This window comes from Thermostichus sp. MS-CIW-26, from assembly GCF_054059115.1.
Genome location: NZ_JBSSBV010000018.1, coordinates 42,426 through 56,014, shown reverse-complemented (window position 1 = coordinate 56,014; position 13,589 = coordinate 42,426). Strand labels below are relative to the sequence as shown.

The 13,589-nt window shown below is 59.0% G+C and carries 9 protein-coding genes and 3 pseudogenes; 6 read left to right on the top strand and 6 right to left on the bottom strand.

Annotated elements, in window-relative coordinates; translation table 11 throughout:
* A pseudogene (locus ACVWZU_RS07905) lies at positions 1–308 on the bottom strand (hypothetical protein); the annotation flags it as partial.
* A gap of 33 nt (positions 309–341) precedes the next feature.
* Positions 342–995: a cobalt-precorrin-8X methylmutase gene (locus ACVWZU_RS07900; protein WP_457404138.1), complete on the bottom strand. Its 654-nt coding sequence runs from the start codon at positions 993–995 to the stop codon at positions 342–344.
* A 99-nt stretch (positions 996–1,094) separates the two neighbouring features.
* Here ACVWZU_RS07900 and ACVWZU_RS07895 point away from each other — a divergent pair, with 99 nt between their 5' ends.
* A complete protein-coding gene (locus ACVWZU_RS07895) occupies positions 1,095–2,201 on the top strand; it encodes an alpha/beta fold hydrolase (protein WP_457404136.1) in 1,107 nt (368 codons plus the stop codon).
* 124 nt (positions 2,202–2,325) lie between these two features.
* Here ACVWZU_RS07895 and ACVWZU_RS07890 read toward each other — a convergent pair whose 3' ends face one another.
* The gene (locus ACVWZU_RS07890; RefSeq protein ID WP_011431889.1) at positions 2,326–2,973 is read right to left on the bottom strand and encodes a flavin prenyltransferase UbiX; all 648 of its coding nucleotides are present in this window, start codon (positions 2,971–2,973) and stop codon (positions 2,326–2,328) included.
* A 166-nt stretch (positions 2,974–3,139) separates the two neighbouring features.
* Entirely contained in the window at positions 3,140–3,679 is a 540-nt protein-coding gene (locus tag ACVWZU_RS07885; RefSeq protein WP_414380997.1) for an ATP synthase subunit B family protein, read from the bottom strand.
* Positions 3,680–4,238: 559 nt separating this feature from the next.
* Between ACVWZU_RS07885 and ACVWZU_RS07880 the strand changes: the two are divergent.
* The 5 genes and pseudogenes from ACVWZU_RS07880 to ACVWZU_RS07860 all read left to right on the top strand — a co-directional run.
* Positions 4,239–4,422 (top strand): annotated as a pseudogene (locus tag ACVWZU_RS07880) (hypothetical protein); the annotation flags it as partial.
* A 60-nt stretch (positions 4,423–4,482) separates the two neighbouring features.
* The gene (locus ACVWZU_RS07875; RefSeq protein WP_041436092.1) at positions 4,483–4,725 is read left to right on the top strand and encodes a DUF751 family protein; all 243 of its coding nucleotides are present in this window, start codon (positions 4,483–4,485) and stop codon (positions 4,723–4,725) included.
* 306 nt (positions 4,726–5,031) lie between these two features.
* Positions 5,032–5,215 (top strand): annotated as a pseudogene (locus tag ACVWZU_RS07870) (hypothetical protein); the annotation flags it as partial.
* 67 nt (positions 5,216–5,282) lie between these two features.
* On the top strand, positions 5,283–6,818 hold the full coding sequence (locus ACVWZU_RS07865; protein ID WP_457444239.1) for a site-2 protease family protein: 1,536 nt from the start codon (positions 5,283–5,285) through the stop codon (positions 6,816–6,818).
* Positions 6,819–6,862: 44 nt separating this feature from the next.
* Positions 6,863–8,713, top strand: a complete 1,851-nt coding sequence (locus ACVWZU_RS07860; RefSeq protein ID WP_414375144.1) for an aspartate kinase — start codon at positions 6,863–6,865, stop codon at positions 8,711–8,713.
* Between the two features lie 6 nt (positions 8,714–8,719).
* Here ACVWZU_RS07860 and psbA read toward each other — a convergent pair whose 3' ends face one another.
* Positions 8,720–9,775 carry a photosystem II q(b) protein gene (gene psbA / locus ACVWZU_RS07855; protein ID WP_457388072.1) on the bottom strand — a complete coding sequence of 352 codons (1,056 nt, stop codon included), beginning with the start codon at positions 9,773–9,775 and terminating at the stop codon, positions 8,720–8,722.
* Between the two features lie 341 nt (positions 9,776–10,116).
* A complete protein-coding gene (carB, locus tag ACVWZU_RS07850; protein ID WP_457444237.1) occupies positions 10,117–13,332 on the bottom strand; it encodes a carbamoyl-phosphate synthase large subunit in 3,216 nt (1,071 codons plus the stop codon).
* Between the last annotated feature and the right edge of the window lie 257 nt (positions 13,333–13,589).

Below are 13,589 nucleotides of genomic sequence, written 5' to 3'. Positions count from 1 at the left end.
TGTTCAGCCCGGATCTCGGAGATTTGGGCTGCAAAGCCCTGCCGCATCTCAACCATCTGAGCCTCAAAGCGCTCAGCCGACCGCTGCTGCTCGGCTCGCATTTCGGCCATCTGGGCCTCAAAGCGCTCGGCAGATCGTTGCTGTTCAGCCCGGATCTCGGAGATTTGGGCTGCAAAGCCCTGCCGCATCTCAACCATCTGAGCCTCAAAGCGCTCAGCCGACCGCTGCTGCTCGGCCCGCATTTCTTGGATTTGTTCTTGTTGTTGCTGAAGGTTGCGAATCAGCCACTCCTCTTGTTCTGGGGTCATGGGAAAGGTCTGAAGATATCCCTTCAATTCTAGTCAGTTGGGGATGGGATCCCGTTGAGCTGCCAAGAGAAGGGCATTGACAATGGCAGCAGCAACTGGGGATCCGCCTTTGCGGCCCTCCACCCGAATCTGGGGAACATCCGTTTGCGCCAACGCCTGCTTGGCCTCTTCCACCGCCACAAATCCCACCGGCACTCCGATCACCAAAGCCGGCTTGACCCGCTTTGCCCGAATCTCCTCCACCAAAGCCAGCAACGCGGTGGGGGCATTGCCAACGACAAACAGGGCTTCTGGATAGCGGCGTGCCAAGTTCACCATCCCATTGGCGGCGCGGGTTTGACCGGGCCAACGGGGCTCCTCCACCCAGTCCAAAGCACAGTAGAGGGGGATCCCTTGGGCTTTCAGACCTGACTGGATCCCAGCTGCCACCATCCTGACATCGACAATGACAGGCTGCTTTTGCCGTAGGGCTGCCAGGGCGTGTTCAACGGCGTTGGGGCCGAAGAAAAAGCGATCCCGCAGCTCAAAGTCGGCAGTGGCATGAATGGCACGGCGCACCACCTCATAAGGGATCCCTTGCCAGGGGTGGGGGCCGATCTCCTGATCGATCTGGCGGAAGCTGGCAGCAGTGATTGGGTCTACCTGGAAGGCTTCATTCATTGGGTCTGGAGTCAGGGGCACAGTCATGCTGGCATGTCCTAAAGAAGAACCGGTGGCAAAGTAGCTTTGGGCGAGCCGAGAAAACCACTAAGATTGGTCTAGCCTAAATTGGAGATGAGCCTATTGTTGTCACCCACTCCTCCCTTGCACAGACTCAACTCCCATCCTTCCCCTTCTGCTCGGGTCAGCGCCAATTCCGTCGGCAATCCCGGTTTCTCCTCTGTTGATGCGCCCTCCTCTTCCCCAACGGGTAGCGACAGGGATCCCTTGTCGGCTTTGCCTCGCTACGGCTACTCCCAAACCTGGCATTGGCGGGGCTGGCCCATCCATTTCACCTACACCCCCAGTCGTGCCCAAACCCCTGCCGGTGTCGTCAACTTGACGGCAGCTCCGGCCCTTTTAATCCATGGATTTGGAGCGTCAGTGGGTCATTGGCGCCACAACATTCTCCCTCTGGGATCCCAGCGCTCCGTCTATGCCCTCGACCTGCTGGGATTTGGCAAGAGTGCCAAGCCGGAGATTGCCTACAGCGTTGATCTGTGGGTGGAGCAGGTACACGAGTTTTGGCAAACTCACATTCAGCAGCCCAGCATCCTGGTGGGCCATTCCATCGGGGGCTTGGTGGGAGTCATTGCCGCCGCCCGCTATCCCCAGATGGTGAAGGGCCTGTGCTTGATTAGCTGCGCCGATGGGCCCCATCCGGAAGAATTGCCCTCTCCCTGGGATGCTCTGGTGCGAGCCCTCTGCGAAGGGATTCTGTCGTTGCTGGGGTGCCCCCTCACTTATCCCCACCTCTTCAACTGGCTGCGACAAACCGAGGTGCTACGAGCTTGGATCAAGAATGTCTACAAGCGGGATGAGCAGGTGGATGACGAGCTGGTGCAGATCTTCCAGAGACCGGCCTTTGAGCCGGGGGCAGCCCACGTGTTTTTGGACGGTCTGAGGGCCATTCTCTGCCGCCGCTTCGACAGCCCCAAACGCCTGCTGCCCACCCTAAAAATGCCTATCTTGCTACTTTGGGGCCGAGAAGATCCGGCAGTGCCCAGTTTTTTGGCAGACCAATTTAAGCGCTGGCAACCTGCCCTCACCTTGGTGAAGCTGCCGGGAGTAGGCCACTGCGCCCACGACGAGCTGCCTCACTGGGTCAACACCCTCATCGGGGAATGGGCGGCCAGTCTGGAGACCTGCCCTGACTTGCCCACCCCCCTTCAGCGGGATCCCCGAGTCGGCTAGCTCAGCAAGTGATCTGAGCTATTCCCGGCAAGGTGCCACAAGTGAGGGCTATCGGCACAGGCCCCCCCAGCTTGGAACACCCCCAAGCCAAATCCCAGCCTGCCGCCGGGAAAAGGGATCCCGCTCAGAGATCAGGGGGCAGCTTGAGGATCTGATGCTGGCGCATCCCCTGCCAGCGGCGAATGAGATCGCCATCAATACCGAACTGATCCAACGCCTTCACCACCACAAAATCCACCAAATCTAGGATGGTACGCGGCTGGTGGTACCAAGCTGGAATGGCCGGAACAATGCGCGCCCCCGCTTCTGCCAGAGTGGTCAAGTTGCGCAGGTGGATCAGGCTAAAGGGGGTTTCCCGCGGCACCACCACCAAGCGTCGTCCCTCCTTGAGCTGCACATCAGCAGCCCGCTCCAGCAGATCCGAGCTCAAGCCGGCAGCCAACTTGGCAACTGTACCCATGCTGCACGGGATCACCAACATCCCCTGCGTGCGATAGGAGCCACTGGCAATGGTTGCCCCCACATCCTGCCAGCGATGACAAACTAGGGATCCACCGCTGCTCTCGGCTTGCTGTCGCCAAAAGTGGGCCTGCTTGCGGGGGTCTGTCGGCAGCAGCACCCCTTGTTCTCCCTGCCACACCTGATAGGCCGCTTTGGAGGCCACCACTTCGACGCGGTAGTCCAGGCTGAGCAGAACATGCAGAGCGCGCACAGCATAGAGCATCCCTGAAGCGCCTGATACGCCAAGGATGATGGGCAGAGAGGATGTCAAGGGCCGCTGGGGAACGTCTTCTGCTCAAGTCTAGCGAGGGGAGCCGTCCCTCGCCTGCTCAGGAGATCCCTAACCCACCGCTCCAAAAGACTTGCACAACGCGGGATAAAAATGCTCCTGGCACAGGTTGAAGGCAGCGCTCAAGCCCCAGTCTGACTCTTCTCTGTTAGGTCTGCAGATTTTGCCGCCCGTTGCGGATCACCCGCAAGGACTCCACCAACCGCAACTCCAAGTCTTGCAACACCTGATCCACGTAACGGTGGGCCTCCCGCTGCAGGCGCTCCGATTCCTGCAGTGTCTGTCGCCGCACCTCCTCACTATGTTGATAGGCTTGTTGCAATAACTGCTCCGCCTGAGCTTGGGCCTGTCGCAGAATCGCCGATTCGTTGAGGAGCTGCTCAGCCCTACGTTGGGCCGCGGCCACAATTTCTTGGGCGTAGCGATTGGCCTCTGCCAAGATCCGATCCCGCTGGCGCAGCAGTTCCTCCGCTTCCTCCAGGGCTGTCGGCAGGTTCAGGCGGATAAAGTCTAACTGCTCCAGAATCTTTTCCTCTTCAATAAGGGTGCGAGACCAAAACAGGCGAGGGCTACTGAGAATGGCTGCCTCCAATTGATCCAGGGCCTCCTGGACGCGCATCAGAGCCAGGGTCTGATCCCCAAAGGGTACGCCGGCACGATTGGAAGGATCAGAGGGCAATTCTCGCATCAGTCTATGAAGAGGGGAGGCTGCACTGAGCAAAAGAGCAGATCAGGCAGGATAACGCCTACCATATCAGGTTCTCGGTTTCCTGAATCTGCGCAGTCTCCCCTTCGCTCCAACCACTCTTCGTGAAGTAGATGTTCTTTTTGATATGAGGGGACGATGGACTTTCTCCCTCGCGGAGGCTGTGAGCCAAGCGGCAGAGAGGCTGCTTACCGGTCGGTTGGTGCCACAGCGGCTGGGGAGCCGAGGTTGCTCGGCTGCCAAAAGAGCGCCAATGGAGGAGATTTATAGTCATTTTGAATAGGAATAAAACATTTCCGTTGCATTGCTCTCCAACCCCCCTCTCCCAGAGAGATGAGCTGGGGGGTCGCGGCAGCGGCGCGGAGCGTTTGGGGAGTGTCTCAATCTAGTTTGAGATGACTACACTTTTTGAGTTGCCGCCAGTTCCCTGAAGATGGCCAGCCTCCAGATGGTTGACAGCTACCTATGGCACACTGAGAAAAAAGGAGCATGACTCTAGTCAATAATAAGCTCAACTATACTGAAAATAATGTATAATATGTTCAGTACGGATTACTACCAGTTGATCTTTCTGTTTACTTTCGAGTCTGCCAACATGGTAGCCAAAGCAAAGCAGAAAATTGGTAGTAAGACGACACGGAAACTGCGCTTTGGGTATTCTACTCAAAGCTTTGCGGGATACCGCCATTCTGGTTGGAAACAAACAGAATGCTGTCGCTGCATAGTTGAACAGTGATGTTCAGCAGTGTTCAGCGTAAATGTATCAGTTGGAGCCCCAGCCTCTTATGCCACAACCGCAGCCCCCCAGAAGACTGGAAGACCAGTTTGTGGAGAATGTCTCCCGTTATCCCACTTACTTTATTACCGTTTTGCTGGGGGGGATCTGGGCTGGCCTCCAGCCTTTTGTCGGCCTGTATCGCAAAAGTCCAACAGCGGCGGCTATGGTTACGCTGGGATCCCTTTTGTTGCTTCTATTTGTTTATTTCACCCTGCGAGGCATGACAGGGAATACCTTTTGGCCAGAATAGATACTGGGTTGAGGTTGGGGCCCATGGGCGAAGCTGTGCAGTGGACGCCGGCAGCATAAGCACGCCTCAAGGGGATCCCTCTTTTTCGCCCCACTGCTGACAAGAAGTAAAGTGCTCCGCACCGCTCGCGCGAATGAAAAGTTTGCCCCGGAATGGTGGCGGTCTATGGGCAGGCCAAGCCTCAATTGGCTCTTCAGGGATCCCGGCTGCAAGCTGTAGCGAGGGGATTGGATTTGCCGCTAGCTTGGTAGAGCATGACTCTAGTCAATAATAAGCTCAACTATACTGAAAATAATGTATAATATGTTCAGTACGGATTACTACCAGTTGATCTTTCTGTTTACTTTCGAGTCTGCCAACATGGTAGCCAAAGCAAAGCAGAAAATTGGTAGTAAGACGACACGGAAACTGCGCTTTGGGTATTCTACTCAAAGCTTTGCGGGATACCGCCATTCTGGTTGGAAACAAACAGAATGCTGTCGCTGCATAGTTGAACAGTGATGTTCAGCAGTGTTCAGCGTAAATGTATCAGGTGTTCTCCTCCGTTTTTTGAACTCATGGCAGATTGGATCCTGTTGGCGCTGGTGGGTTCTGCAACCTACCTGCTGCTGCAAAAAAGTGTGGCCCGCCTTTCGAAGGTGCCGTGGCGGATCCTGTGGCTGGTGATGATGCTGCCCCCTTTGGTTTGGGTGCTGGGGCGTCAGGTGTTTCAGTACGAATTGCCTCCCTTGCTGATGTTGCTGCTGTTTCTCACCTCCTACTTTACCAGCATGACCTTGGTGAGACGAGGGGGTATTCGACCCTCAACCGGAGGCCCTCGGCCAGAGGTGGAAAACTCCTCTCCAGAAGCGGATCCCTCGCCGGCTGGGGAACCTGAGCAAGAGGAAGAGGAGGAAGACGGCGCCGCAGATCCGGTCTCGCTGGCTCTTGCCCACACCCCCATCTCCGAAGTGCCGCGGGAGAAGCTGAGCCATTGCTTCCCCTGGAACGTCTTTTATTTGCAAAATGTGGAGTACCGCCCCCAGGCGATCATCTGCCGGGGCAACTTGCGGGCGGATCCCAGTGAAGCCTATGAGCGGGTGCAGCAAAACGTGGAAACCACTTTCGGCAAACGCTTTTTGGTGGTGCTGCAGGAGGGGTTTGCCGGTAAGCCCTTTTTTGCCTTGGTGCCCAACCCGGCGGCGCGGCGCTCCCTGGCGGACAGTCGAGAGTTGCCGCTGCTGGCTTTGGGGCTGTTGCTATTCACCTTCTGGACAACCCTCAGTGCTGGGGCCCACGCGGCTGGGGTTAGCCCTGACCGGCTGCTGCATTTGCCCTCTCTGATGAAAGGATTGCCCTATGCGGTCGGGATCCTTGCCATTTTGGGATCCCATGAGTGGACTCGTTACTGGGTGGCCCGCCGCCACCACATCAAAACCTCGCTGCCCTATTTCATCCCGGTGCCTTTTGTCCTAGGGACTTTTGGGGCGTTTATCCAGTTGAAAGAGCCGGTGCCCAACCGCAAGGTGTTGTTTGATATCGCCGCCGCTGGGCCGCTGGCAGGGAGTCTTGTTGCTTTGGGCATGCTGTTGCTGGGGCTGGTGTTTTCAGCGCCTGCAGATCCTCCCACGGTGCCGGAGGGGCAGCCGACCCCGATTAGTTTTCATCGCATTGACCCGCGCCTATCGGTGCTGCTGGCAATTCTGGCCCGCATGGTGCTGGGGGATCAGTTGCAGCCGGGGCAGGTGATCGAGCTGCACCCGCTGGCCTTTGCCGGCTGGCTGGGCTTGGTGGTGATTGCCTTTAACCTCATGCCGGTGGGCCAACTGGATGGAGGGCACATTGTCCACGCAGTGTATGGACAGCGGATGGGAGCGAATGTGGGCCGGGTAGCCCGCTGGTTGGTGTTGCTGCTGGCTTTGACGGTGCAGCCTTGGCTGTTGCTCTGGGCGCTGCTGCTGTTTGTGATTTCCAGTGCTGACGAGCCGGCCCTCAACGATGTGACGGAACTGGACGAGGCCCGGGATCTGCTGGGGCTGGGGATGCTAACGCTGCTGGTGCTGATCCTGCTGCCGGTACCGCCGTTTTTGCAAAATGGACTGGGCTTGGCCTAGATCCGGGGTAGGATCCAAACCGCCCCTGACCTCGTTCTCCTCTCATGCAACGCAGCTTAATTGTTCAAAAGTACGGCGGTACCTCTGTCGGCTCTGTGGAGCGTATCCAGGCCGTGGCTCAACGGGTGGCCCACACGGTGAAGGCAGGGCATCGGGTGGTGGTGGTGGTCTCGGCGATGGGGGATGAAACCGATCGCCTTGTGGGCTTGGGGGAGCAGATCTTGCAGGGATCCCCGACCACACCGGCCCAGTTGCGGGAATGGGATATGCTCCTTTCCACCGGTGAGCAGGTGAGCATTGCCCTGGTGGCCTTGGCGCTGCAACGCTTGGGGTGTCCTGCCCTTTCCCTGACGGCAGCCCAGGTGGGCATTGTCACCACTCGGGATCACAGCCGGGCCCGCATTTTGCACATCCACACCGACCGCCTGTGGCAGCACCTGGAGCGGGAAGAGGTGGTGGTGGTGGCCGGGTTCCAGGGGATTACTAGCCTGGCGGAGCTGGAGATCACCACCCTGGGTCGGGGGGGATCCGACACCACGGCGGTGGCCTTGGCAGTGGCTTTGGGAGCAGAGCTGTGTGAGATCTACACCGATGTGCCGGGGATCTTCACCACGGATCCGCGTAAGGTGCCTGAGGCCAGGCTGTTGCCGGAGATCACCAGTGATGAAATGTTGGAGCTGGCCAGCTTGGGGGCCCAGGTGCTGCATCCCCGCTCGGTGGAAATTGCCCGCAACTACGGTGTGAAGCTGCGGGTGCGCTCCAGCTTGGAGCCGTTGCAGGCGGGATGCGAGGGCACTCTCATTCTTTCTCCTCCCCCCCGTCCTCGTGCTGCCGACAGCAGTATCGAGCTGGGCCTGGCGGTGGATACGGTGGAGCTGGATCGGGATCAGGCCAAGTTGGTGTTGGTGGGGGTGCCGGATCGCCCTGGCATTGCCGCCCAGCTCTTTCAGGGGATCGCGGCGGCAGGGGTGAATGTGGATTTGATTTTGCAGTCGCTCCAGTTCACAGCCGCTCACGCCAGCGGGACGGACTCCTTGCCGCAGGGATCCGTGCCCCAGCCCACCAATGACATTGCCTTTACGGTCAGTCGGTCGCAGGTGGCCGAGGCTGCAGCCGTTGCCCGGCGGATTGGCCAAGAGCTGCAGTGTGCAGCGGTGATTGTGGATGAGGCGGTGGCCAAAGTCAGCATTGCCGGGGTGGGGATGATGGGCCGACCTGGGATCGCGGCGCAAATGTTCCAGGTGCTGGCCGAGGCCGGGATCAATTTGCAGATGATCTCCATGTCCGAGATCAAGGTGAGCTGTGTGGTGGCTGCGGAGCGGGCCGGTGATGCCGCCTTGGCTCTGGGAGAGTCGTTCCAGGTGATCCCCCACTTGCATCGGGCAAAGATGCCGGCTGCCCCTCAAGACAGCCACCCGGTACGCGGTGTTGCCTTGGATTTGAAGCAATCGCGGCTGGGCCTTCGCAAAGTGCCGGATCGTCCGGGAACTGCCGCCCATTTGTTCGGGCGCTTGGCGGCTGCCGGGATCATCGTGGACACCATCATCCAAAGCCAGCGGGGCTACCACAACGGGATCCCCAGTACCGACATTGCCTTTACCGTGCCTCAGGATCAAGCGATGGCTGCTGAGGCAGTCTGCCGGCAGGTGGCCGAAGAACTCCAGGCGGCAGGCGTTGACGCGGATCACGACATTGCCAAGGTCAGCATTGTCGGCGCTGAGATGGAAACCTATCCCGGCGTCGCTGCCCGTCTGTTTGCAGCTCTGGCCGAAGCGGGAATCAACATCGAGATGATCGCCACCTCGGAGATCAAGGTGAGCTGTGTAGTGCGCCGGGATCGAGGGATCCCGGCCTTGCAAGCTATTCACCGCGCTTTCCGGCTGGACTGCCCCTAGCCTGCCTTAGGGTTGAGCCGCCAGCAGCAAGGGAAAATGATGGGCGTTGGGGGCGTGCATCACCTGGATCCCCAGATTGGCGCGGTTGAGGAGATCGGCGTAGGTGGGGATGAAGCGGCCCTGGCTGTCCAGGATGGACTGGTTGAAGTTCAAGCCGTTCAAGTTAAAGGCCATTATGCCGATACCTATTGCCGCCGCCCAAATCCCCACTGTGGGCAGGGCCGCCATCCAGAAGTGGACGGAACGGCTGTTTCTCAGGCCCAGGCCGGGGAACCCCAGCCGCCCCAAGAACGCGTAGTGCCCGGCCAGGAAGTTGTAGGTGACTTCCTCCTGCCCGAAGCGGTAGCCGGCATTTTGTGACTCTTCTTCCGAGGTCTCGCGGATTAGGCTGGAGATCACCAGGGAGCCGTGCAGGGAGGCCAGCAGAGCGCCGCCAAAGACGCCGGCCACCCCCAGCCAGCTAGCAGGGTGCATGAGGATATTGTGCTCCGCCTGGAAAGCCAGCATGAAGTAGAAGGTGCCGGCGATCCCCAGGGGCAAGCCTTCCGAGAAACTGCCCTGGCCGATGGGGTAGACCAAGAGCACTGCCGTAGCCGCCGCCGCCGGAGCGGAAAACGCCACCGCAATCCAGGGACGCATGCCCAAGCGATAGCTCAGCTCCCACTGCCGGCCCAGGTAGCACCACACCCCGATCAGGAAATGGAGCACGATCAGTTGGTAGGGGCCGCCGTTGTAGAGCCATTCATCCAAAGAGGCGGCTTCCCAAATGGGATAAAAGTGCAAGCCGATGGCCGCCGACGTGGGCACCACCGCCGCCGAGATGAGATTGTTCCCCCCTATCAAAGAGCCGATCACCGGCTCGCGGATCCCATCCACATCCACCGGCGGAGCAGCAATAAAAGCGATTACAAAACAAAAGGCAGCCGCCAACAGCGTCGGGATCATCAACACGCCAAACCAGCCGATGTACAGCCGGTTTTCGGTGCTGGTTATCCATTGACAAAAGCCATTCCAACTCCAGAGCTGCCGCGCAGCCGAGGAGCGGCGAACTACAGTACTCATAGGCCAACTCCTAAAGAGACAAAACCATTCTTTGCTTTGTCGGCTTCCTTGAACGGGGCAAAACTCTTCCCGCGCCGACCGCCAAAAGCGTCTCCTTCTTTCAGGCTAGACAGTTTTAGGGACGCCGACAGGGATCCCTAACTTTCGCAACGGGACTGTGAAAAAAATGGATTTGTCGATACAAATCAGCACCGATATGTTGCAACTTGGAGGTCTTTGAGAGCTTCCCGGCGAAGGTCGGTCACTGGCAGTTGATGGCAGCCAAGCTTGAGCAGACGTTTCTTAAGGATAGGTTTAGGAAAGAGGTGCCGTCCGGGACCTGCTTTTTTTCCTCCAGAATCCTAGACAGAGAAAAAATCCTGCAAGCACTTCACCTGCAGGGATCCCGACTGCAAAGCACGGATGGCAGCCGCGGTGGCTTTGGCCCCTGCCAAGGTGGTCACCAGAGGGATCTTGTAAGCCAGGGCAGTGCGGCGGATCTTTTGGCCATCTTGCTGCGCCTCGACACCGGAAGGAGTGTTGATAATGAGCTGAATCTGGTGATTTTTGATGGCGTCGATGACGTGGGGCCGCCCCTCGTGCAGCTTGAGGACTTTATCCACCGGGATCCCGTGCTCGGCCAAAACCTTTTGGGTTCCTTCGGTGGCCAATAGGCGAAAGCCCAGCTCCACAAACTCGCGGGCTACCGGGATGACCGCCTGTTTATCCCGGTCGCTGACGCTGATGAACACCGTCCCCTGGAGAGGCAGATTCTGCCCCGCCGCCAGTTGCGCTTTGGCGTAAGCGCGGCCAAAGTCCGTGTCAATGCCCATCACCTCACCGGTGGAGCGCATCTCCGGCCCCAGCAGCGTGTCGGTGCCGGGAAACTTGTGGAAGGGCAAAACCGCTTCTTTGACGGCAATGTGGGAGGGGATCACCTCCTGGGTAAAGCCCAGCTCGGCTAGGGTTTTGCCGCTCATCACTTGAGCGGCGTAGTCTGCCAGCGGATGGCCGATGGCCTTGCTGACGAAGGGTACGGTGCGAGAGGCGCGCGGGTTGGCCTCCAGGATATAGACTTGACCTTTTTGGACGGCGTATTGCACGTTGATCAGGCCCACCACCTTCAGGGCTTGGGCCAACTTCACCGTCCACTCGCGGATCACCCGCAGCACCTCGGGGCTGAGGGTGCGGCTGGGCAATACACAGGCCGAATCGCCCGAGTGGATCCCGGCCTGCTCGATGTGCTCCAGAATGCCGCCGATGGTTACGGCGCCGGTGCGGTCGGCAATGGCATCCACATCCACCTCCACCGCCTCTTCCAGAAACTGATCCACCAGCACCGGACGATCCGGATCCACCGCCACCGCCAGTTGCATGTAGCGCTGCAAGTCTTGGTCGGAATAGACGATCTCCATAGCCCGTCCCCCCAAGACGTAGCTGGGCCGCACCACCACCGGATAGCCGATGCGGCGGGCAATTTCCAAGCTTTCTTCCACGCTGCGGGCGATGCCGTTGGCCGGCTGGCGAATATCCAACTCCCGCAAGATGCGCTCGAAGCGCCCCCGATCCTCAGCAATGTCGATGGAATCGGGGGAAGTTCCCCAGATGGGAGCCTGGGCTGCCGCCAGCCCCTGCGCCAGCTTGAGCGGGGTTTGGCCGCCAAATTGCACGATCAGGCCGACCGGCTGCTCAGCATCCACCAAGTTCATCACCTCTTCATGGGTGAGCGGCTCGAAATAGAGGCGATCAGCGGTGTCGTAGTCGGTGGAAACGGTTTCCGGGTTGGAGTTGACCATGATCGCTTCGTAACCCAGGCGGCTGAGGGCAAAGGCAGCATGACAACAGCAGTAGTCGAATTCGATCCCCTGGCCGATGCGGTTGGGGCCACCTCCCAAGATCATCACCTTCTCTTTGCGGGCCGGGAAAATCTCCGACTCGCTCTCGTAGGTAGAGTACTGGTAGGGGGTAGCAGCCTCAAATTCGGCGGCGCAGGTATCTACAGTTTTGTAGGTGGGGATCACCCCCAGGCTTTTGCGACGGGCCCGCACCTGATGTTCCGTGGATCCAGTGAGGTGAGCAATTTGTCGGTCGCTGAAGCCCATTTGCTTGAGGTGTCTCAAGTCGTCAGCGCTCAGGGATCCCAGCTCCCGCCCCTTGAGGGCTTGCTCCACCTCCACCAACTCCTGTAGCTTGTCGATAAACCAGGGATCGATGTGGGTGAGTTGGGCAATCTCCTGGGCAGAAAAGCCCATGAGCAGAGCGGTGCGGATGGTGAGCAGGCGGAAGGGGTTGGGGGTGCGCAGGTTGGCCCGCACTTCCTCCGGCTTGGGGAAAACCTCCGGCCTATCGCTGCCAAAACCGGGACGGTCGATTTCCAAAGAGCGCAGGGCCTTCTGGATGGATTCTTGAAAAGTGCGGCCAATGGCCATCGCCTCCCCCACCGATTTCATCTGGGTGGTGAGAACCGGCTCTGCGCCGGGGAATTTTTCAAAAGCAAAGCGAGGGATCTTGGTGACCACATAGTCGATGGTGGGCTCGAAGCTGGCCGGAGTTTTGCGGGTGATGTCGTTGGGGATCTCCGGCAGCGTGTAGCCCACTGCCAATTTGGCGGCAATTTTGGCGATGGGAAAGCCGGTGGCCTTGCTGGCCAAAGCAGAAGAGCGGGAGACCCGCGGGTTCATCTCGATCACCCGCACCTCGCCGTTGGCAGGGTTGACGGCAAATTGCACGTTGGATCCCCCGGTCTCTACGCCAATTTCGCGCATGATGGCGATGGCATAGTCCCGCAGCCGCTGGTATTCCTTGTCGGTGAGGGTTTGGGCCGGGGCCACGGTGATGGAGTCGCCGGTGTGCACCCCCATCGGGTCGATGTTTTCTATGGAGCAGATGATCACCACGTTATCCGCCAGATCCCGCATCACCTCCAGCTCAAACTCCTTCCAGCCGATGACCGATTCTTCCACCAAGATTTGGGAAACGGGGCTGGCCTCCAAGCCGGCAGCGCAGATCTCTTCAAACTCCTCCTGGTTGTAAGCCACCCCACCACCGGTGCCCCCCAGGGTATAGGCCGGGCGGATGATGAGGGGATAGCCGATCTCCTGGGCAATCTGCTTGGCTTCTTCCAGGGTGTGGGCCAGGCCAGAGCGGGGCACGGCCAAGCCAATCCGCTGCATGGCTTGCTTGAAGAGATCCCGGTCTTCGGCTTTTTCAATGGCCTCCCGCTTGGCCCCAATCAACTCCACCCCGTACTGCTCCAGGATCCCTTGCTGGGCCAGTTGCACCGCCACGTTGAGGGCCGTCTGGCCGCCCATGGTGGGCAGCAAAGCATCAGGGCGCTCCCGCTCGATAATTTTGGCCACAAAGTCCACCGTCACCGGCTCGATGTAGGTGCGCTCCGCCATACTGGGATCCGTCATGATGGTGGCGGGGTTAGAGTTGACCAAAACGACCTCATAGCCCTCTTCCCGCAGGGCTTTGCAGGCTTGGGTGCCCGAGTAGTCGAACTCACAGGCTTGGCCAATGACGATCGGCCCCGCTCCAATGAGCAAGATTTTGTGGATATCGGTGCGGCGCGGCATAGGGATCCCAGAGGTGGCAGAGTCAGCCTTCTATTGTAGAGGTCACCTGCAGGTCAAGTTGCTCATCGGGATCCCTCTTTTTTGAGTGTTGCGCTTTCAAAGGCTATGCACAGCAGGCAGAGCTTGGATCCCTGGCAGGCAGGAGTTCTCTGGGGCAACCCGCAAAAGGGCAGCTTCTTCATCAGTATCAATAGACGGGAAAACTTGAACTTTAGATGATATCAATGCTACCGTCGCAGCAAAGCCGCCCAGGGATC

Excerpts from the sequence above, each read along its gene's own strand:
- ACVWZU_RS07900 (WP_457404138.1), bottom strand. The coding sequence starts at position 995 with ATGACTGTGCCCCTGACTCCAGACCCAATGAATGAAGCCTTCCAGGTA.
- ACVWZU_RS07885 (WP_414380997.1), bottom strand. The coding sequence starts at position 3,679 with ATGCGAGAATTGCCCTCTGATCCTTCCAATCGTGCCGGCGTACCCTTT.
- ACVWZU_RS07875 (WP_041436092.1), top strand. The coding sequence starts at position 4,483 with ATGCCACAACCGCAGCCCCCCAGAAGACTGGAAGACCAGTTTGTGGAG.
- ACVWZU_RS07865 (WP_457444239.1), top strand. The coding sequence starts at position 5,283 with ATGGCAGATTGGATCCTGTTGGCGCTGGTGGGTTCTGCAACCTACCTG.
- ACVWZU_RS07860 (WP_414375144.1), top strand. The coding sequence starts at position 6,863 with ATGCAACGCAGCTTAATTGTTCAAAAGTACGGCGGTACCTCTGTCGGC.
- psbA (WP_457388072.1), bottom strand. The coding sequence starts at position 9,775 with ATGAGTACTGTAGTTCGCCGCTCCTCGGCTGCGCGGCAGCTCTGGAGT.
- carB (WP_457444237.1), bottom strand. The coding sequence starts at position 13,332 with ATGCCGCGCCGCACCGATATCCACAAAATCTTGCTCATTGGAGCGGGG.